21 protein-coding genes are annotated in these 19,412 nt (G+C 72.0%); 12 read left to right on the forward strand and 9 right to left on the reverse strand.

The features are described from left to right. Positions 1-69 precede the first annotated feature (69 nt). Positions 70-438, forward strand: coding sequence for a VOC family protein (locus tag ACFYT4_RS02600; RefSeq protein ID WP_389264517.1), 369 nt, complete (start codon positions 70-72; stop codon positions 436-438). Between the two features lie 198 nt (positions 439-636). Here the strand turns inward: ACFYT4_RS02600 and ACFYT4_RS02605 are convergent, their stop codons facing one another. Next, positions 637-2,325, reverse strand: a complete 1,689-nt coding sequence (locus ACFYT4_RS02605; protein WP_389264518.1) for a VanW family protein — start codon at positions 2,323-2,325, stop codon at positions 637-639. Positions 2,326-2,997: 672 nt separating this feature from the next. Here ACFYT4_RS02605 and ACFYT4_RS02610 point away from each other — a divergent pair. After that, positions 2,998-3,663, forward strand: coding sequence for a hypothetical protein (locus ACFYT4_RS02610; protein ID WP_389264520.1), 666 nt, complete (start codon positions 2,998-3,000; stop codon positions 3,661-3,663). 74 nt (positions 3,664-3,737) lie between these two features. Here ACFYT4_RS02610 and ACFYT4_RS02615 read toward each other — a convergent pair whose 3' ends face one another. Then, on the reverse strand, positions 3,738-5,378 hold the full coding sequence (locus ACFYT4_RS02615) for an amidohydrolase (protein WP_389264522.1): 1,641 nt from the start codon (positions 5,376-5,378) through the stop codon (positions 3,738-3,740). A gap of 305 nt (positions 5,379-5,683) precedes the next feature. Further along, complete coding sequence (locus ACFYT4_RS02620; RefSeq protein WP_389264524.1) at positions 5,684-6,256, reverse strand: CGNR zinc finger domain-containing protein; 573 nt, start codon at positions 6,254-6,256, stop codon at positions 5,684-5,686. Positions 6,257-6,420: 164 nt separating this feature from the next. Between ACFYT4_RS02620 and ACFYT4_RS02625 the strand changes: the two genes are divergently transcribed. From ACFYT4_RS02625 to ACFYT4_RS02640, 4 genes are all read left to right on the forward strand, one after another. Beyond that, a complete protein-coding gene (locus ACFYT4_RS02625; RefSeq protein ID WP_389264773.1) occupies positions 6,421-6,876 on the forward strand; it encodes a VOC family protein in 456 nt (151 codons plus the stop codon). Positions 6,877-6,952: 76 nt separating this feature from the next. After that, positions 6,953-7,897 carry a pyridoxamine 5'-phosphate oxidase family protein gene (locus tag ACFYT4_RS02630; RefSeq protein ID WP_389264526.1) on the forward strand — a complete coding sequence of 315 codons (945 nt, stop codon included), beginning with the start codon at positions 6,953-6,955 and terminating at the stop codon, positions 7,895-7,897. A 48-nt stretch (positions 7,898-7,945) separates the two neighbouring features. Continuing rightward, positions 7,946-8,149, forward strand: coding sequence for a ferredoxin (locus tag ACFYT4_RS02635; protein ID WP_389264528.1), 204 nt, complete (start codon positions 7,946-7,948; stop codon positions 8,147-8,149). After that, a complete protein-coding gene (locus ACFYT4_RS02640; protein WP_389264530.1) occupies positions 8,146-9,366 on the forward strand; it encodes an NAD(P)/FAD-dependent oxidoreductase in 1,221 nt (406 codons plus the stop codon). The genes ACFYT4_RS02635 and ACFYT4_RS02640 overlap by 4 nt, the downstream gene beginning before the upstream one ends. A gap of 590 nt (positions 9,367-9,956) precedes the next feature. On the opposite strand, the gene ACFYT4_RS02645 is transcribed toward ACFYT4_RS02640, so the two are convergent. From ACFYT4_RS02645 to ACFYT4_RS02670, 6 genes are all read right to left on the reverse strand, one after another. Further along, positions 9,957-10,748: an ABC transporter permease gene (locus ACFYT4_RS02645; protein WP_389264531.1), complete on the reverse strand. Its 792-nt coding sequence runs from the start codon at positions 10,746-10,748 to the stop codon at positions 9,957-9,959. Further along, the gene (locus ACFYT4_RS02650; protein WP_389264533.1) at positions 10,745-11,746 is read right to left on the reverse strand and encodes an ATP-binding cassette domain-containing protein; all 1,002 of its coding nucleotides are present in this window, start codon (positions 11,744-11,746) and stop codon (positions 10,745-10,747) included. Before ACFYT4_RS02650 ends, ACFYT4_RS02645 begins: the two co-directional genes overlap by 4 nt. Positions 11,747-12,265: 519 nt before the next feature. Beyond that, positions 12,266-12,592 carry a DUF1048 domain-containing protein gene (locus ACFYT4_RS02655; RefSeq protein WP_389264535.1) on the reverse strand — a complete coding sequence of 109 codons (327 nt, stop codon included), beginning with the start codon at positions 12,590-12,592 and terminating at the stop codon, positions 12,266-12,268. A 1-nt stretch (position 12,593) separates the two neighbouring features. Then, positions 12,594-12,950, reverse strand: a complete 357-nt coding sequence (locus tag ACFYT4_RS02660; protein WP_389264536.1) for a DUF1048 domain-containing protein — start codon at positions 12,948-12,950, stop codon at positions 12,594-12,596. Then, positions 12,947-13,273, reverse strand: a complete 327-nt coding sequence (locus tag ACFYT4_RS02665; RefSeq protein WP_248511387.1) for a PadR family transcriptional regulator — start codon at positions 13,271-13,273, stop codon at positions 12,947-12,949. Before ACFYT4_RS02665 ends, ACFYT4_RS02660 begins: the two co-directional genes overlap by 4 nt. Positions 13,274-13,535: 262 nt before the next feature. Continuing rightward, positions 13,536-14,369 carry an IclR family transcriptional regulator gene (locus ACFYT4_RS02670; RefSeq protein WP_389264537.1) on the reverse strand — a complete coding sequence of 278 codons (834 nt, stop codon included), beginning with the start codon at positions 14,367-14,369 and terminating at the stop codon, positions 13,536-13,538. 303 nt (positions 14,370-14,672) lie between these two features. Between ACFYT4_RS02670 and ACFYT4_RS02675 the strand changes: the two genes are divergently transcribed. From ACFYT4_RS02675 to ACFYT4_RS02700, 6 genes are all read left to right on the forward strand, one after another. Continuing rightward, complete coding sequence (locus ACFYT4_RS02675) at positions 14,673-14,741, forward strand: putative leader peptide (protein WP_389264774.1); 69 nt, start codon at positions 14,673-14,675, stop codon at positions 14,739-14,741. A 139-nt stretch (positions 14,742-14,880) separates the two neighbouring features. Continuing rightward, positions 14,881-15,903: an ABC transporter substrate-binding protein gene (locus tag ACFYT4_RS02680; protein WP_389264539.1), complete on the forward strand. Its 1,023-nt coding sequence runs from the start codon at positions 14,881-14,883 to the stop codon at positions 15,901-15,903. A gap of 11 nt (positions 15,904-15,914) precedes the next feature. Beyond that, entirely contained in the window at positions 15,915-16,925 is a 1,011-nt protein-coding gene (locus ACFYT4_RS02685) for an NrtA/SsuA/CpmA family ABC transporter substrate-binding protein (protein WP_389264540.1), read from the forward strand. Next, complete coding sequence (locus ACFYT4_RS02690) at positions 16,922-17,806, forward strand: ABC transporter permease (protein ID WP_389264542.1); 885 nt, start codon at positions 16,922-16,924, stop codon at positions 17,804-17,806. Before ACFYT4_RS02685 ends, ACFYT4_RS02690 begins: the two co-directional genes overlap by 4 nt. Then, positions 17,803-18,546, forward strand: coding sequence for an ABC transporter ATP-binding protein (locus ACFYT4_RS02695; RefSeq protein ID WP_389264544.1), 744 nt, complete (start codon positions 17,803-17,805; stop codon positions 18,544-18,546). The genes ACFYT4_RS02690 and ACFYT4_RS02695 overlap by 4 nt, the downstream gene beginning before the upstream one ends. Further along, positions 18,543-19,409 carry an ABC transporter substrate-binding protein gene (locus ACFYT4_RS02700; RefSeq protein WP_389264545.1) on the forward strand — a complete coding sequence of 289 codons (867 nt, stop codon included), beginning with the start codon at positions 18,543-18,545 and terminating at the stop codon, positions 19,407-19,409. The genes ACFYT4_RS02695 and ACFYT4_RS02700 overlap by 4 nt, the downstream gene beginning before the upstream one ends. Positions 19,410-19,412: the final 3 nt, after the last annotated feature.

Genomic DNA, 19,412 nt, shown 5'->3' on the forward strand with positions numbered 1-19,412 from the left:
GTTTCCGTCCGCCGCCGGGTCATCCCTCGGAGAGACGGAGCACACGACGGCGAAGGAGTGTGGATCGACATGCTCGGCACGGCAAAGGCGTTCAGCGGCTTCGCGGTGGACGACATCGCGGCCGCGAAGAAGTTCTACGGACAGACCCTCGGCCTGCGGGTGTCCGAGGAGAACGGGATGCTGACCCTGCATCTGGCGGGCGACCGGGACACGCTGGTCTATCCGAAGCCCGACCACACCCCGGCGACGTACACCATCCTCAACTTCCCCGTGGCCGACATCGAGGAGACGGTCGGGCAACTGACCGACCGCGGCGTGGAGTTCCTGCGCTACGACGAGATCGAGGTCGACGAGAAGGGCATCTTCCGGGGCGGCGGGCCGCTCATCGCGTGGTTCACCGACCCCGCGGGGAATGTGCTGTCCGTACTGCAGGAATGACGAGACCGTACCGTCCGTGTCACCGGCCCACCGGACGGGCGGAAGCACCGACCGGCGGCGGTGAGGCAGGGCCCGCGGCCCGGGTGAAACGCCCGGGTCCCGGGCCGCGCTGACGTGTTTCCCGACCCCGGGGCCGCGTGACCGCCCCGGGGCCGGTGGGTCGGGCCCGCGCGACGGTGAGGTCGGGCGCGGGCCGGCTCAGTCGCAGGTGACGCTGTCGCGCGGGGTGTACCGCGTGCGGAAGGGCTCGCGCTTCACTTCCTGGCCGTTGGAGACGAAGATGCGCTCGACCGTGACGTCGAAGCCCTCCAGCGGGGTCTGCGGCTGGCAGTCCTTCGCGGCCCCGGGGCGGGTGCCGGGCTGCTTCACATTCGTGCGCGGACCCTTGCTGGCTTCCACCGCGTCGTACTTCTTGGTGCCGAGGAAGGTGACCGTGACCGAGGTGTCCGTGGAGTCGGCCAGGATGTAGATGGCGTTGCCGGAGTCGTTGGCGAACTTCAGGTCGAGGCTGCCCCAGGCCACCGTCGCCTCGCGGCCCTCCGGGTAGCGCTCGATGTAGAAGGAGTGGGCGCCGTACTCCACGGGCTTCACCCCGGCGAAGAAGACGGCGTTGAACATGGCGGTCGCCACGGTGGAGACCCCGCCGCCGGCCGCCTTGGTGTACTTGTCGTTCAGGATGATGATCCCGTCGACGAATCCGTTCTCCTTGGTGCGTTCCCCGACCGTGTCGTTGAAGCTCCAGGTCTCGCCGGGCATGACGAGCGACCCGTTGATCAGGTCGGCGGCGCGGCCGATGTTCGTCCTGCGGTAGTCGGACGCCGGGAAGTTCGCGGTGAAGGAGGAGACCTTCTCGGTCAGGCCCAGGCGTGCCGCGGACTCACGGGTCAGCTCGGGCTGTGTCTTCTTGGTGGCCACCTCGCCGGTCCGGGCTTGCCCCGACTTCGTCAGCAGCGGCAGCACCGCGTCCGTGAGCGTCTTGGCGGTGATCTCCTGGCCCGGATTGCCGTCGGCCACCACGTCGACGCGCTCGCCGTCGAGCCGCAGCCGGGCCTCGGTGGCCTCGGTGGTGACCTCGGCCACCTGGCCCGCCACTGCGGGGTCGTCCAGCAGGGCCGCGCCGTCGAGCGCGGGCACCAGCCGGCCGCTCTCGGGACGCATCGTCAGATGGTCCCCGAGGACGTCCGGGGTGATCGTGACGCGCTTGCCGCCGGTGGTGAGCCCGACCGGTCCGGACATCGCGGGCCGGGCGAACTCCTCCATGGCCCGCTCGGTCTCCGCCGCACCGATGCGCGGTGCCGTCCGGCGTACCGGAAGACTCACGGCGCGGGGCTCCACGGCGAGATACGCGCCGCGCAGGGCGCCGACCGAGGCGTCGATGTTCAGGGACTGTCCGCCGCGGGCCTGCACCTGCTTGGGCCGGCCCTTGTCGAAGGTGATCGCCCCGTCGCGGACCTGGAGCCGGTGCTTCTCCGCCAGCGGGCCGAGGGCGCTCCGGGCCTTCGCCTCGTCCAAGCGGATCACCGGTTCGACATCATCGCCACCGGAGGCGAAGAGGCCGCCGATCACGGTGAAGGGGTCGGCTCCGGCCCGGACGGCCCGGGAGGCGGTCTCCGCGGCGTCGAAGCCGAGTCCGGCGGTGCGCGGGTCGACGGTGTCGGCCCGGCCGCCGATGGTCACCGCCAGCGGCGCAGAGGCGGCGGGGCCGAGGTCCCTCTCCAGCTTCTCGCGGGCCTCGGACTGGCTCATGCCCCCGATGTCCACACCCCGTACGCGGGTGCCGTCCGGCACTTCCTCGCCGGTCAGCAGCAGCCCGGCGAGGTAGAGCGCGCCCACGCCGACGACCAGGGAGCCGCCCGCCACAGCTGCGGGATGTATTCGGCGGCGCATGAGACTCCCAGAAGACGACAGACATGAAGAGGGCCGGGCGCGGCCCGGCCGGTGACACGTCCGGGTGACGCTACCAAGAGGTAAATAGGATGGCAATAAATAGACATATCGCCCTCGATGCGCGGTCACGCATGAAAGGCTCAGGAGCCATCTTACCGCTAAGCTGCTTAGCGGTAAGGGTGGGGGTCGGGTGGGCAGATCCGCCTCCGGTGGCACTGCCGCCCGCGCCGGTCGGCAGAGTGGCGGCTCTGCCCCGCACCTCGTGCGGCACCTTCGCCGGGCGGCCCGGGGCAGTGATACGACCCGACGGCGCCCTCGCCCGGGTTGCGCGGCGGCATGCGCACGGCTCCGGAGCAACGGCGCCGACCGCGGGCACGACAACGCGGCATTCACCTCGTGGCGTCGGCGTACACCCGCCCGAAGCGGCGCCGGGCCGCCGCTCACCCGGGTGGGATGACCAGGTCCGGCCCTCCCCTCTGGGTACCGGAATACCGGCCGGAAAGTGCGGCACTGAGTGGGCCCGCGAGTGCCTACCATGATCACGACGGTCCGCGGAGTCACGGCCGGGGAGGACCACCGGCACCGCGGGTGGCCCATCGGCACACGGACACGCGGACGGCCGACCGTGCCCGCCGAACCCCCGTGCACCACCGACTCCGGACAAGGACCCCGATGCGCAAGAATCTGGCCGGCCTCGCCCACGAAGCCCTCATGGCGAGGTCCGCCCCGGACACCGGCCCGGCGCCTTCCGTGCCCACCCGGTTCGACAGCGGCACCGAGGCGGCCGTCGCGGATCTGTGCATACGCGACGGGCTCGGGTTCATCCTGCTGCTGCACCGGCGGGACGACGGTCTCGTCGGCGAGGAGATCTACTGCTCGACCCGGGAGGGCGACGGATCCTGGGCGGCCGCCGACCATCTGTCCGGGGGCCTCGTGGGAATCGAGCTGACCGATGCCCGCCAGGTCGCCGGCGTTCTGCGCGGTGAGGCGATGGCCGTGTTCAGCGAGTCCGAGACGCTGCTGTTCACCGGCCGCGACCAGGCGGACGAGGACGGCTGCGAATCCGTGCGCATCTACGAGTTCCTGGTGGACCCGCAGGTCGAACTCCTGGACATCGAGGACACCTCACCGGGCGCGGATACGGCCACTGCCGGGGCGTGGCGGTCGCCGGTTTCCCAGGCCGCCGTCGTCGCCCTCTTTCCGGGAGAGCGCGTCCGGGTCCGCGCGATGACGGGGAACGGAACGGGGCTGCGGCCCCTGGGTGAGTCCCAGGAGCTGACCGGCCCCGGTGACGAACTCCCCTTCCGCCTCGACTCCTGGCGGTCCGCCGCCGGGTGAGGCCGCCGCGGCGGCCCCAAGCCCCAAGGCGGCGTGTCGGACCCGCACTTCGGAGCAGGACGCCGGGAACGCCGTCAGGACGGCCCGGGGAAGACGGTGCGCCCCTCCTTGACCGTCTCGGTGACCGTGATCCCGTTGATCGCCCCGGGCTCGGCCGTCACCGGGTTGTCGCTGAGAATCACGAAGTCGGCGAGCTTCCCGGCCTCGATGGACCCCTTGGCGGACTCCTCGAAGTACTGGTGGGCGGCGTGTGCGGTGGTGGCCCTGACCGCGTCGAGCCGCGAGACGCGCTGGTCCTCCCCGAGGACACGGCCGCTACGGGTCACCCGTGTCACCTGGCTCGCCAGGACCGCCATCGAGTTGGGCAGGACCACCGGCGCGTCGTGGTGGGACGTGTAGACCATGCCCCGGGCCAGTGCGGACCCGGCGGGCGAGATCCTCAGCGCGCGCTCCGGACCGAGCACGGTGTCCACGTACCAGTCGCCCCAGTAGTAGGTGTGCATCGAGAAGAAGGAGGGGATCACCCCCAGCTCCCGCATCGTGTCGAGCTGATCCTCCCGGGCGGTCTGGGCGTGGATCGCGACGGGACGCCGGTCGCCCGGCCCATGGGCGCGGGTCGCCTGCCGGACCGCGGTGAGGAACTGGTCGAGGGCCGCGTCGCCGTTCGTGTGCGCGAGGACCTGCCACCCCTGCCCGTACGCCTGCCGGACCGTGGCGTTCACCACCTCGTCGGGGAGCGCCCGGTATCCCCGGTACCCGTCCGGGCGGCCCTGCGGAGGCGTCAGATAGGGCTCGGTGAGCCAGGCCGTACGGCCCTGGGGCGAGCCGTCGAGGCCCAGCTTCACACCACCGATGCGCAGGCGGTCGCGGTATCCGGACCGGGAGACCCGGTCCGAGCGCTCGCCGAGCAGGGGGACCAGGGAGGAGTCCACATAGGCGACGACGTCCAGATCCAGCCGCCCGAGGCGCGCCGCCTCCTCCAGGATCTCCAGGTCGGGCAGCGCCATGACCCGTCCGTCCTGCGCGGTGGTGTACCCGAAGGACGCCATCGCTTGCTGGCCGAGGGAGACCAGCCGAAGCCGCTCGGCCGTGTCGAAGCCGGCCGTGACCGCGCCCCAGACCGGGAAGAAGGCGGCCTCTTCCAGCACCCCGTCGGGCTCGGCCGTTCCGGGCCGCCGGCGGATCACCCCACCGGGCGGATCGGCCGTACCGGCGCCGTAGCCGAGCAGTTCGAGTCCCTTGCTGTTGACCGCCCCCAGGTGGCTCGACTGGTGGATGACCAGCACCGGCCGGTCGTGTGAGACCTTGTCGAGGTCGTCGCGCGTGGGGTGCTCCCGCTCCCGCAACTGCGCGTCGTCGTAGCCGAACCCGACGATCCACTCCCAGCGGCGCCCCGCCTCACTGTCGGCCCACTCGGTCAGCCGTACGGTCATCTCCGCGAGACCGCCGACCGTGCCGTCGGGCGCGGGCAGCAGATTCGCGGCGCCCGCCTGGAATCCCACCAGACCGAGATGGCTGTGCGCGTCGACGAACCCGGGCAGCAGGGCCCGCCCCTCCAGATCCACCATCCGCGTACCGGCGACCGCCAGCCCGCGCACCTCTGCCAGTGGGCCGACGGCGGCGATCCGTCCGTCCTGGACCGCGACGGCTTCCGCGGTGGGGCGGCCGTCGTCGACGGTGACGATGTCCCCGCCGAAGTACACAGCGTCAACCATGAAACCTCTTCACCCGGATCATCCGTATCCATGTCAGGCATTGACCGACAAACAACCATTCGCCCGAGATTGACATGAATCCCGGGTCGCGCGGTCATGAACACACCGGGAGCTCCAGGACCGGCCCAGGGCCACGCCGAGCGCGGCATCGGACCTGTGGCGGTGCCGTACGGTTCGGACGGCGGCGACGGTGGCAGTGGCGGTGAACCGTGTCGTCATCGCCCCGACCGCTTCGGGGCTGCGCTCTTCGCCCTCCGGCGGCGTCGGCTCCTGCCCCACTCCGGCGGACGCCGCGACGGCGGCTCTCAGTCCTGGCTGTGGCGCGCGTAGTGCCGGAGCGCCTTGGCGCGGTTGCCGCAGCCCGACATGGAGCACCAGCGCCGGGTGCCGTTCTTGGACACGTCGTAGAAGTGCAGGATGCACCGGGGGTTCGCGCAGGGACGGATGCGGTCGGGGCGGTCGGCGAGCAGGCGCAGCCAGTTGTCGGCGGCCGCCCAGGCCGGGGCCCAGGACGGCTCGTCCCACTCGACCGTGGTGACGGGTGTGTCGGGGCCGAGCGCGCGCCGGACGCGCCCGTGCGCGAGGACGGCGTTGAGCGCGCCGCGCACCTCGGGTTCGTACGGGGCGGGCGCGGCCACCAAGGCGTCGAGGGCGGCCCGGGTCCGCAGCAGATGCCCGAGGGTCGCGGCGTCGGCCGTGACGGTGTGGTCGCTCAGCGCCTCACGCACGGGCGCTCCGTCGAGCCAGATCGCGAGGCCCTCGACGGAATCCAGCAGGTCGTGGGGCCCCGCGGCGTCGATCCAGCGGGTGTTGAGCAGATCGATCGCGAGCGGCTCACCGGTCAGCGGACGGGGGTCCGCCTCAAGGGGTCGCGACACGGGAGCCGTCCTTCCTGGGCGGGAGGCCGCGGCTTTCGCGCTCCCTCCTCCATTCTAACCGCTTACGCGAAGATGACCGGTTGCACTCCGATGCTCTAACCCCTAAAGTCATTTTCATCGGTTACGGGGATGTCCCGTGACCCCTACCGAGGCACGGGATGAACATGAGCAGGGCGCAGACGCTGGAGACCGGTCACATCGGGCTGAACGTCACCGAACTGGACCGCTCACTCGCCTTCTACCGCGAGGTCTTCGGATTCACGGTGATGGCCGAGGGCAAGGAGGACGGCAGGCGCTGGGCCTTCCTCGGCCGCGACAACCGGTTGCTCGTCACCCTCTGGCAGCAGAGCGAGGGCAGCTTCCGTACCGGCTCCCCCGGACTGCACCATCTCTCCTTCCAGGTCGAGAGCATCGAGGCGGTCGAGGCCACCGCCGAGGTCCTGCGCGGTCTCGGAGCCGAGTTCACCTACGACGGAGTGGTCCCGCACGGCGAGGCCGGTACCTCCGGCGGCATCTTCTTCACCGACCCCGACGGAATCCGGCTGGAGATCTACGCGCCTACCGGGGCCGACCCTGCCGCGGCCCCCACCCCGGGCGCCCCCACCTGCGGCTTCTTCTAGGGCGTTCCGCGTCGCCTCCCGGCGCCCCCGGGGCCGCTGGGCCGCATCGGACCACACACATCGGAGGAGGAATGCCGTGGCCGCCTACCACCAGGGCGAAACAGCGGTGCAGCGGCGTGCCGGGCTCGCCGACCAGGCGGAGTTCTCACTCGGCGGCATCGGTGACACGATTCCCGGCATCGCCGCGGCGTTCCTCGCCGAACAGCCGATGATCGTGCTCGGGGGCGCCGACTCCGCCGGCCGTATCTGGGCGACACAGCTGACGGGGCGGCCCGGCTTTCTGCGGGCCGACACCCCCCGGGTCCTGACCATCGCGACGCTGCCCGCGCCCCATGACCCGCTGGCGGACCTGCTGTCCGGAGCGGCGACGGCCGGTGCGCCCTTCCCGCTCGGCATGATCGCCATGGAACCCGCGACCCGGCGCAGAATGCGGCTCAACGGCAGGGCGGTCCGGGACGGCGACGGACTGCGCGTCGAACTCGACCAGGTCATCGCCAACTGCCCCAAGTACATCCAGAAACGGGACCACCGCTTCGCCGACGCGGACGACGGCACCGACGGGGACGACGGTCCCGGCGGCCCCGCCGTCACCGACGGCACCGCCCTCGACGAGGCCCAGCAGCGTGCCGTCCGCGCGGCCGACACCTTCTTCATCGCCACCGCGTCGGACCGCGGGGACACGGACGCCTCGCATCGAGGGGGCAACCCCGGCTTCGTCGAGGTGCTCTCCCCGACCCTGCTGCGCTGGCCCGACTACACGGGCAACGCCATGTTCCTCACCCTCGGCAATCTGGCGCTCAACCCCGCGGCCGGAATCGTGCTGCCGCTGTGGCGGTCGGGTTCCTCCCTGCATCTGTCGGGCACGGCCCGCACCCTGTGGGACCCCGAGGAGACCGCCCGCGTCCCCGGCGCACAGCGTCTGGTCGAGTTCTCCGTCGAAGCCGTACGGGAGGTCACGGCCGCCTCTCCGCTGCGCTGGAGCGCCCCCGCCTACTCCCGCTTCAACCCCCCGGTGCGCTGAACCCCGCCGCCGGGCCGGTCCCGTCCGACCCCTCCCTACGGAGCACCCATGCAGATCACCGTGGACATGAACCTCTGCGAGAGCCACGGGCAGTGCGTCTTCGCGGCCCCCGAGGTGTTCTCGTTCGACGACGAGGACTACCTCCTGTACGACGCCGAACCCTCCGACTCCCAGCGCGACCAGGCCGAACAGGCCGCGGCGTCCTGCCCCGTGCGCGCCATCACCGTCGCCGCCGCCCCGGCCGTCCGGTGAGAGCGGTCCGCGAACGGGTGGTGATCGTCGGCGCGTCGCTCGCCGGGCTGCGTGCGGCACAGGCGCTGCGCGCCGGGGGCTTCACGGGCGCCCTGACGCTCATCGGCGGCGAACCGTATCTCCCGTACGACCGGCCGCCCCTGTCGAAGGCGGTCCTCACCTCGGGGGAACAACTGTCCCCCGGCACCGAACTGCCGGTGCCGGACACTCTCGGCGCGCGCTGGCTCCTCGGCCGTCCCGCGACCGGGCTCAGCCCGGACGAGCACCTCGTCACCCTCGCCGACGGCACCCGGCTCCCGTACGACGGGCTGGTCGTCGCCACCGGCGCGATCGCCCGCGCCTGGCCCGGCCCGCCGTCACCGCCCCCGGCCGGGGTCCTCACCCTGAGGGGCCGGGACGACGCCGTGAGACTGCGGGCCCGGCTCCGCCCCGGACACCGGGTGGTGGTCGTCGGAGCCGGATTCCTCGGCGGTGAGATCGCGGCGGCGGCCCGCGCCCGGGGCGCGGTCGTCACCCTGGTGGAGGCCGCCGCCCAGCCACTGGCCGGAGCGATCGGCATGGAGGCGGGGGCCTTCGTCGCCGCGCTGCACCGTGCGGCGGGCATCGATCTGCGCACCGGCCGCACGGTCACCGCGCTCGACTCACGGGACGGCCGGATCACCGGGGTCCGGCTGTCCGACGGATCCCGCCTCCGGGCCGACACCGTGGTGGCGGCGCTCGGGGCGCGGCCGGCCACCGACTGGCTCGCCGCGTCGGGGCTCGACATCGGGGAAGGGCTGCGCTGCGACACGTATCTGCGCGCCCTGCGGCCCGACGGGACGGTCGTCCCCGACGTCGTCGCGGCGGGAGACGTCGTCCGGGCTCCGCACCCTCTCGCGGAGGACACCCCTGTGCTGCTCGGGCACTGGAGCAACGCGGTCGAGCAGGGCGAGGCGGCCGCCCGGACCCTGCTGCGGCCCGAGGAGCCGACGCCGTTCGGCGGCGTACCCTCCTTCTGGTCGGACCTGCACGGCGCCCGGATCCGGTCCGTCGGACTGCCCTCGCTGGCGGACACGGCCCGCGTCGTCGAACAGGACGTCGCCGCACGGCGCCTGGAGGTCGTCTACCACCGCGACGGCCGCCTGATCGGAGCCCTCACCGCCGGCCGTACGGGCCGCCTCGCCGCGTACCGGCAGGAACTCCTGTCGGCCACCGGCAGGCCCCGGGTGGCTGTCTGACCGTGTGTGACCTGTGCGACCGGCAGCACATCCGCCGCACGCCGGGCCGGCGACGACAGGGGCTCGCAGCCGGCGGGCGCGGACTCCCCCGCCGCGGCACGACCCGGGCGGCGCCGGAGCCCGTGGCCCGGACCCGCGCGCGGCGAGGAGGGCACCCGGCGGTCAGCCCCACCGCGCTGGGCGTCGCCACGCCCTCCCTGGCCCAGGGAGGGCGTGGACGACTGCCTGCCCGCCCAGACGCCCCGGGGAGAGTACGTGACGGAGCCGATGCCCCCGGCCATCATGGGACCGCTGCTCATCTGGGCACTGCGGACGGTCGACGGCTTCGCCCACGACATCCTCGCCGCGTGGGCGGAGAGCCGGCGCCTGACCGACCACGCCGATGCAACGGTCGGCACGCAGGCCGCGCGCCGGGCCATCCGGGCCGCAGCCCGGGCACCGGCCTTCGCCGGCTCCCTCCGCACACCGCGGCAGGCCCGCGACATCCCTCTGTGGCGATCAGCCCCGCCACCGGCCGGGCATACGGGTGCAGACCTGCACGCGGACAGGGCGGGACGAGTCGCGGGAGGCGGCCCGCGCGGTCGTCCCGGTTACTTCGGGTCGCGGTTGAACTGCGCCGTCGACCAGCGGTGGCCGAGCACGATCAGGCCGACGCACCAGGCGATCGCGATCCAGCCGTTGTTGCCGATCTCGGTGCCGAGAAGGAGGCCGCGGAGGGTTTCGATGGCGGGGGTGAAGGGCTGGTACTCGGCGATCGGCCGGAACCAGCCCGGCATCGTACCGGCCGGGATGAAGGCGCTGGAGATGAGTGGCAGGAGGATCAGCGGCATGGCCATGTTGCCGGCCGCCTCGGGGTTCGGACTGGCCGCGCCCATGCCGACCGCGATCCAGGTGAGTGCCAGGGCGAACAGCGTGATCAGCCCGAACGCCGCGATCCACTCCAGGGCGGTGGCGTCCGTGGAGCGGAAGCCCATCGCCACCCCGACGGCGCCGACGAGGACCACGCTCATCACGCACTGCAGCACGCCGCCGACGACATGTCCGACGAGCAGGGAGCCCCGGTAGATCGCCATCGTGCGGAAGCGGGCGGTGAGGCCCTGGGTCATGTCCACGCAGACGGACACCGCGGCCCCGATCACGGTGCTGCCGACGGTCATCAGCAGCAGGCCGGGGACGATGTAGGCGATGTAGTCGGAGCGGTCCGCGCCACCGCCACCGATGCCCGCGCTCATCACGTCGCCGAAGATGTAGACGAAGAGCAGCAGCATCATGATCGGCGTGAGCAGCAGGTTCAGGGTCCCGGACGGGTAGCGCCATGCGTGCAGCAGATTGCGGCGCAGCATCGTGTTCGAGTCGCGTACAGCGAGAGAGAGGGAGCTCATCGGAGGGACTCCTTGGGCTGGTCGGGGACGTTGGCCGGGCCGGTCAGGGCGAAGAAGACGTCGTCGAGGTCGGGGGTGTGGACGGTGAGTTCGTCGGCTTCGACGCCGGCGGAGTCGAGCCAGTCGAGGAGGGAGCGCAGTTCGCGCTGGCTGCCGTCGCTGGGGATGGACAGCGACAGTGCCTCGTCGTCCCGGGTGACCTCGCGCAGGGCGTCAGCGGCGGACTGGTACGCGACCGGGTCGGTGAAGCGGAGCCGGACGTGCCCGCCCGGGATGAGCCGCTTGAGCTCCTCGGCGGTGCCCTCGGCGGCGATCTTGCCGTCGTTCAACACGGCGATGCGGTCGGCGAGCTGATCGGCCTCTTCGAGGTACTGGGTGGTGAGGAGGACGGTCACGCCGTCGGAGACGAGTTCGCGGATGATGCCCCACATGTTGTGGCGGGAGCGGGGGTCGAGTCCGGTGGTGGGCTCGTCGAGGAAGATGATCCGCGGGGAGCCGACGAGGGTCATGGCGAGGTCGAGGCGGCGCTTCATGCCGCCGGAGTAGGTGGAGGCGGGCTTCTTTGCCGCCTCGGTGAGGTCGAAGCGTTCGAGGAGTTCGGCGGCGGTGCGCCGCCCCTCGGCGCGGGGCAGGTGGTGCAGGTCGGCCATCAGGAGCATGTTCTCCTCACCGGTGATCAGACCGTCGACGGCGGAGAACTGCCCGGTGACGCCGATCGCGGCCCGCACGGCCTGCGGGTCGGCCGCCAGGTCGTGGCCGCCGACGCGCAGGTCACCGGCGTCGGCGGTGACGAGAGTGGACAGGATCTTCACGGCGGTGGTCTTGCCGGCGCCGTTCGGGCCGAGCAGCGCGAACACGGACCCGGCCGGGATGTGCAGATCGATGCCGTCGAGGACGGTCTTGTCTCCGTATGACTTGCGTAGCCCGACGGCGGAGACGGCGGTCGGCGACGGGTGATCGACACCCTGATTGGATGTGGGCATGACAGATGACGGCATGGCGACTTCCTTCCGGAGGCTGAAGACACAGGGGGAGGGGAAGCTGTTTCGGAATGCGGATGGAGTGACTGTCCGTGACTACGCGTCAGTCGCGTCGCCCTGGGGAACGGTGTCGAGCGGCCCGCCGCCGGAGACCCGCCCGCCGAGGGGGCGCTGCCGGCGCTGGTGCGGTGACCGGGAACGTTCACCGGCCTGCGACGCCCGGCACGGCACTTCTCCCCCGTAGCCCTGCGGGCACGAGGGGGTGCCCCCTGCGTTGTCGGACCGCGCGAGTACGGCGAATACGGGCTGCGGACCTCCGCCTCGCGCCGCACCGCACCGGACACCGCAGACTCACCGGCAAACCCTTCCGGTCACCGCACCAGCAGGGCCGAGCCAGGTCTCGTCGGCCTGCTCGACCACCTCGGTGGACAGGAACGGCGGCGGCTTCTGGTGGCCGGTCGATCCGCGCCTGTTCGCTGCGCCGAGGCGAACGAACCGCGCGTGCGGGCTACGCCCACTGGCATGAGACGACGGGTGTTACCTCTCGGCCGTGCCGGGTTCCCCGCTGATGGACTCCTGATAGACGTCCGCATAGGTGCGTGAGTCCTTGACCAGGTCGTCGCAGAACGCGGCGACGTCCTGGCCGATGAGTTCCAAGACCCCCTTGCCCGCGGCGACGCCCTCCTCGAAGAAGTCGACGATCCCGGGGAGCAGGGGCCCGTCGGGCAGGTCGATCGGTCCGACCTTGAACAGGTACCTCTGCATCTCCTTGTAGACGATCCGGTAGTCCGGCGGGAGCGCCTTGACCCGAGCCATGTGCGCCCGCCACTGCTTCTTGCCCTCGATGATGTCCTGGATGCCCACGTCAGCCTCCCAGCCGGCTCAGTTTCCTTGCGACGTTCCTGTTCAACTGCTCGCGCCACCGGTCGCGATAGGTTCGAGCCCCTTCTCCACCGGCCAGCGCCGCGCAGAAGCCTCGGATGTCGTCGCCGAGCACCTCGTGGACGCTCTGCCCGTCCGCCGCCGTGTCTTCGAGCAGCCCCAGGGCTGCGTCGAGGATCGGCATCAGGTTGCGGCCGGTGAAGTCCCCATAGGGAAAGAGGTGGCCCTTGATCTGCTCCCACGCCGCCCGGTAGTCGTCCGGCAGGGCCGCGGCCCGGACTTCGAACGCCTTCCATTCCCTGGTGAGATCGCTGCCTGTGATGGTCTCCCAGAAGTTCATCTCCCGCCCTCCTTGAGCCTGTCGATGCGTGATGAGACGTACTGCCATTTCGCCCAGAACTTCGCGAGTTCCTCGCGTCCGGCGTCGTTGAGCGCGTAGAACTTGCGCGGCGGACCGACCCCGGATGGCCGTTTCGTCACCTGGACGAGCTTGTTCCTCTCCAGTCGCAGCAAGATGGTGTACACCGTCCCCTCGACGACGTCGGCGAAGCCGAGCTCGTTCAGCTGACGGGTGATGGCGTACCCGTAGGTTTCCTCGCTGCCGATGATTTCGAGCACGCAACCTTCGAGCGTGCCCTTCAGCATCTCCGTCAGGTCGTCCATAGCGAGTCCTCCTCGGCCCCAGCGGTACTGCGTAGCGCTGAGTACCACTATACGGTATCACCGAGTAGTGGAGGATGTCAGCGCGGCAGTCTCACCTTCTGCAGGCTTGGCGCCGTCCCCTACACCGACAGGCTGAACTTGACGGAGAAGGCGTCCGCGACGAGTTGACGGATGGCGGCGAGGTCCCGTTCGCCCCGGGGCGGAAGCCGACACCACCGGACCGCCGGCCGGCTCCCTCGGGCTCCCGCCCCCGAGCACCTGTTCACACAGGGTGCCGGGAGGTGTCACGGCGCTCCGCCGGGGACAGCAGCAGCACCTCCAGGGCGGCGGCGCAGGCCCGCGCCTGATCGACGTACCAGGAGAGCCGGCCGTCGGTGATCACGGCGGGATCGGCGCGCAGGGCCAGGGAGAAGCGGGCCTGCCCGGACCGGTCGAAGACCGGGACGGCCACGGTACGGACCCCGAGGGCGGATTCCCCGTCGTTGACCGCGTACCCCTGCTCACGGACACGTACCAACTCGGCCCGCAGTTCCTCCGGTTCCACGATGGTCCGATCCGTGAAGGCGACGAGTCCGGGCAGCGCGCCGACGGCGTCCTCACCGTCCCGGGGCCAGGCGAGGAGGATCTTCCCGAGCGCGGTGGAGTGCAGGGGGCGGCGCAGGCCGAGGCCCGTGTCATGGCGTACGGAGCCGCCGACGAGGATCAGCGCGTGGATGCCGTCCCTGAGCGCGAGGTCCGCCGTCGCCCCGGTCCGCTCCGCGAGATCGGCCAGCTCCGGTGCCGTCAGATGCAGTCCGCGCTGGTGGTAGGAGAGCTGGCCGAGTTCGGTGACGGCCGGTCCGAGGCTGTAGCGGGAGGTGCGCGGGTCCTGCTCCAGAAAACCGGCCGAGACCAGGGTGCGGGCGAGCCGATGGGCGGTGGAGACCGACAGAGCCGTACGCCGGGCGATGTCCGAGGCGCTCAGGCCCCGCCCGTTGTCGCGGAAGCAGTGCAGGATGCCGAGGGCCCGGGTCACCGCCTGCGATCCGGCCGGCGCGGGGGACGCGGCCGCGGGCGCCGCCGGGGTGCACTGTGGGCTGTCTGATGGGCTTCCCATGATGTGAGATCTTTCCCTGCCGCGGCCGTTCGGACAACCCTCGTTCCTTGTAGCTCACCTGCCCGGCCTCCTCCCCCTCACCTACCGCCCCGCCTTTCAATTCACTTGATACATACGGTGGTTGGGCCTTCCGCCGCGGCTCCGGGCCGCTGAACGCCGGGGCGTTGAGGTATCCCACGATGTGGGAAGGAACTTGTCCGTCGGGCAAGGGCCGTGACAGAGTGCGGCGCACTGGCCCCACCGATCGCCGAGAGGAGCACCGCCGTGGCTGTCCGCCGGACCTTCGCCCCCCTGGTGCCCTCCGTGACGCCTGCCCTGAGCAGCCGCCGTCACATCGATCTGGTGCGTGTCGCCGGCGCCTGCTGTCGCTGACGCCGAACCGCGGTGCTCCGCCGCTGACTTCGCCCTTCTCCCGCTCGGTCCACCGAGCCCGCCGTCACCGTTGACGGACTCTTCCGTGTCCCGCCCGCCGGCACGTTCCCGTTCTCCTCCGCCTGTCAGAGATGAGCCCATGACGCGCTCCCCTGCCCTCACGCACTCCGCCCTGCCCGAAACCATCTGGTTCACCCGGTGTCCCGTCCCCACCGCGACCGGGATCGCCTCCGATCTGGGCTGGCTGGAGCACGAGTTCGCCCGTGACGAGATCACCGTACGGTCGCTCCAGGACGCTCCCGCCGAGTCGGCCCGCGACCATCACTACACCCACGCGCTGGAGGGTCTCTTCCGTGAGGGCGGCAATGTGCCGGCCCTGTGGGCCCGGTCCCGGGGCGAGCCGACCCGGCTCGTGGGCCTGACCTGGATCGAGGAGCGCCAGGTCGTCCTCGTACCGGCGGACTCCGGCATCCACGAGGCGCGGCAGTTGCGCGGGCGGCGGCTCGCCGTTCCCCGGCACCCCCTGGCCATCGACTTCTGGCGGGCCATGGCGCTGCGCGGATTCGAGGGCGCGCTCGCCACGGCGGGCCTCACCCTGGCCGACGCCGAGCTCGTGGACGTGCCCGCCGACGGGCACGAGGGGCAGTGGGCCGCGGAACTCGCCGCTCTGGACGCGGGCAGGGTCGACGCCGTGTACGCCAAGGGCGCCCCGGCCGTCGAGGCAGCCGTCCGGCACCGCGCCCGCGTCGCCGTGGAACTCGACGCCCACGGCGACCCCGGGACCCGCGTCAACAACGGGACGCCCCGCCCGATCACCGTCCGCGAGAGCCTGCTCGCGGAACACCCCGACCTGGTCGCCCGGTTCCTCTCCGTGCTGCTCAGAGCGGCCGCCTGGGCCGCCGACCGGCCCGGCGACCTCGCCCGGATCCTCAGCGCGGAGACGGGCGCGGGCCCCGCGGCAGTCGCGGGCGCCTACCGGGCGCGTACCCGTCGCGACCTCCGCATCGATCTGTCCGACGAGCGCCTCGGCCTGCTCGCCCGGCAGGAACACGCCCTGCGCGGCCTCGGGTTCCTGGCCGCACCCGTCGACGTACGGGCCTGGGCCGATCCCGAACCCCTCCGCCGGGCGGCCGGGTACGCCATCCGCCCTCTCACCCCCTGAAGGACGCCACCGTGAATCTCCTCACCAACCGGGCCGCCCGTACCGCCGTCGCCGCGGCCGCCGCGGGGCTCTTCTCGCTCACCGCCTGCGCCTCGACGGAGTCCGAGGCCGCCGAGGAATCGGGGGGAACGGTCCTCGTCCGCATCCCCGACCCCCGGAACTCCGGCATCCTCGCCCGCGGCAAGAAGGACGGCAGCCTGGACAAGGCCCTCGCGGCGGTCGGCGCGAAGGTCCGGTGGACGGGCACCACCGGCCCGTTCGCCCCGGCCGCGCAGGCGCTCAACGCCGGTCAGCTGGACATCGCGACCGGCTCGATCACCTCGGGGGTCACCGCCCTCACCCAGAAACCCGGATTCAAACTCTTCACCGCCACCGACCCCGACCGGACGGGCGAGGGCATCCTCGTCAAGAAGGACTCGGGCATCACGACCGTCAAGGATCTCAAGGGCCGCAAGGTCGCCGTGAACAAGGGCGGCACCGGTGAGTATCTGCTGCTCAAGGCGCTCGCGGAGAACGGGCTCGCGGCCGACGACGTGAAACGGGTGTATCTGCGCCCCGACCAGACCGCCTCCGTCTACAAGACCGGCCAGGTGGACGCCTGGGCCTCCTGGGCGGCGTACTCGGTCGCCGAACTCGGCAGCGGAGCCTCGCGGTTCGTGGCCACCGGAGGCGACCTCGGTTCGGACAACTACAGCTTCTACGCGGCCCGTACCGGATTCGCCGAGAAGCACCCGAAGGTACTCAAGGCGCTCTCCACGTATCTGCACACCAAGAGCACGGACCAGCGGGCCGCCCCCGAGAAGTACATCAACGTCTTCACGGACCGGGGGCCGACCGCCGTCACCGGTGAGGCCAAGGAGATCCAGGCGGGCATCCTGCGCGGCTCAGGCACGGTCGACCCGATCGGTGCCGAGGACATCAGGCGATTCGAGTCCGTCGCCCGGTTCTATCTGGAGCGGAAGGTCCTCGCCCGGCCGGTCGACATCACGCCGCACATACTCGACATCGAGGCTCTCGGATGAGCACGGCGACGAGTGACACCACGACGAGTGACACCACACGACGTTCGCGGCTCCCCGGGGCCGCCGGCCCTCCGGACGGCCTGGTCACGCCACGGCCCGACCTGCCCCGCGAGCGGGCCCGGTCCGTCTCCCTCACGGTACGCACCCTCGGCCCGCTGCTGCTGATCGGCGTGTGGTGGACCGCCTCCGCGACCGGGCTGCTCACCCCCGATGTGCTGGCCGGGCCGCCGGACGTCGCCGCCGCGATCGGGGAGCTGTGGGGCAGCGGCGAGCTGCCCGACGCGCTGGCCACCTCCCTGGCGCGGTCCGGGACCGGGCTGCTGCTGGGCGTGACCGCGGGCATCGTCCTGGGCGTGGCCACCGGTTTCAGCCGGCTGGGCGACGAACTCTTCGACTCCTCGCTCCAGGCGATGCGGACCGTGCCCTTCCTCGCGCTCGTGCCGCTGTTCATGGTCTGGTTCGGGATCACCGAGGCGGCGAAGATCCTGCTGATCGCGTTCGCCACCACCTTCCCCATGTACGTCAGCACCACGGGCGGGGTCCGCAACACCGACCGCAAACTTCTGGAGGCGCTCCGCTCCTTCGGCATGGGCCGGCTCGCCCTCGTCCGTGAGGTCGTCCTCCCGAGCGCGCTGCCGTCACTGCTGTCCGGGCTGCGGCTGTCGATGACCCTGAGTGTGGTCGCGCTGGTCGCCGCCGAGGAGATCAACGCCACGGCGGGCATCGGCTATCTGATGGCCCAGGCGCAGGCGTACGCCCGGACCGACGTCCTGGCCGTCTGCATCCTCGTCTACGCCCTGCTCGGGCTCACCGCCGACGGCGTCGTCCGGCTGCTGGAGCGGGTCCTCATGCCCTGGCGCGCCCGGGGGTCGGTCCGATGAGCGACACCGCCGTGCACGTCAGGGGTCTGCGCCGGGTCTTCGGCGACCGGGCGGTCCTGGACGGCCTCGATCTCACCATCGGCCGGGGGGAGTTCGTCGCCCTGCTGGGCGCGAGCGGCAGCGGCAAGACCACGCTGCTGCGGATCCTCGGTGCGCTGGACCGCTCCGACGGCGGCGAGGGCTGCGAAGTCCTCGTTCCGCCCGTCCGTACGATCGTCTTCCAGGAACCGAGGCTGGTGCCCTCCAAGAGGGTCCTGGCCAATGTCACCGTCGCGATGCCACGGGGCCCCGCGACCCGCGAGACGGGGCTGCGCGCGCTGCGCGAGGTCGGACTCGACAGGCGTGCCGGGTCCTGGCCCGGCACCCTGTCCGGGGGCGAGGCCCAGCGGGTGGCGCTCGCCCGGGCCCTGGTACGGGAACCCGAACTCCTGCTGCTGGACGAGCCGTTCGCCGCACTCGACGCGCTCACCCGGCTGCGGATGCAGGACCTCGTCGGGGAACTGTGCCGGCGCCACCGCCCGGCCGTCCTGCTCGTCACCCATGACGTGGACGAGGCCGTCCGACTCGCCGACCGGGTCACCGTCCTGCGCGGCGGACGCCTCGTCACCGACGAACGCGTCGCCGTCGGCCGCCCCCGCGATCCCGCCGACCCCGCCTTCGCGGCGCTGCGCCGCCGCCTCCTCGCCGACCTCGGCGTCCACACGACCGACCCCGACCACCCCGGAGCGAAGCGTCCATGACCGTCACCATCGGCGTCCACGCCAACAATCCGACCCTGTACTACCTCTCCCGTCTCGACTACGCGCAGGAGGCCCTCGCCCCGCTCGGCGAGGACGTGGTCTGGCACCACTACACGAACGGCGTGCGCACCGGCGCGCTGCTGAGCGAGGGCGCGTTCGACTTCGGCGGCACCGGGTCCACCCCGCCCGTCAGCGCCCAGTCCGAGGGCCACGACATCGTCTACACGGCCGTCTCGGCACCCCGGCCCGGGCACGGCGCGCTCCTGGTCGCCGAGGACGGACCGGTCCGCGAGGTCGCCGATCTCAAGGGCGGCACCGTGCACCTCGGCATCGGCTCCTGGCAGACCCATCTGCTGGCCAAGGCACTGCGCCGGGCCGGGCTCTCCTACGCGGCCGACATCACGCCCGCGCCCGGCGGGCCCGACAGCGCGCGGCTCCTCCGGGACGGGTCGATCACCGCCTGGATCGCCCAGGGCGCGGAACTGGCGGCCGCCCGCCGGACCGGCGGCGTGCGCACCCTGCTGGAGTCGGGGGACGTCATCACGGACCGCTCCGTCTTCTTCGCGCGCCGCGACTTCGCGGAGCGCCGCCCGGAGGTGGTCGCCGCGCTCGTCACCGCGCTTCAGCGGGCCGACGACTGGGCGGCCGCGCACCCGGCCGAGGCGGCCCGGATCGCCGCCGGCGACATCGGCGGCACGGTGGAGGACTGGGAGACCGCGCTGCGCGCCCTGCCCTGGCGTGTCGAGGCGGTGTCCGGCGCCTTCCTCGCCGAGCAGCAGGAGGCCGCCGACATCCTGCACGGGGTCGGCTTCATCCCCCGCGCGGTCACCACCGCCGACGCCGTCGCGCGCAAGGCGGTCTGAGCG

The sequence above is a fragment of the Streptomyces sp. NPDC004609 genome (assembly GCF_042873655.1).
Taxonomy (GTDB): Bacteria; Actinomycetota; Actinomycetes; order Streptomycetales; family Streptomycetaceae; genus Streptomyces.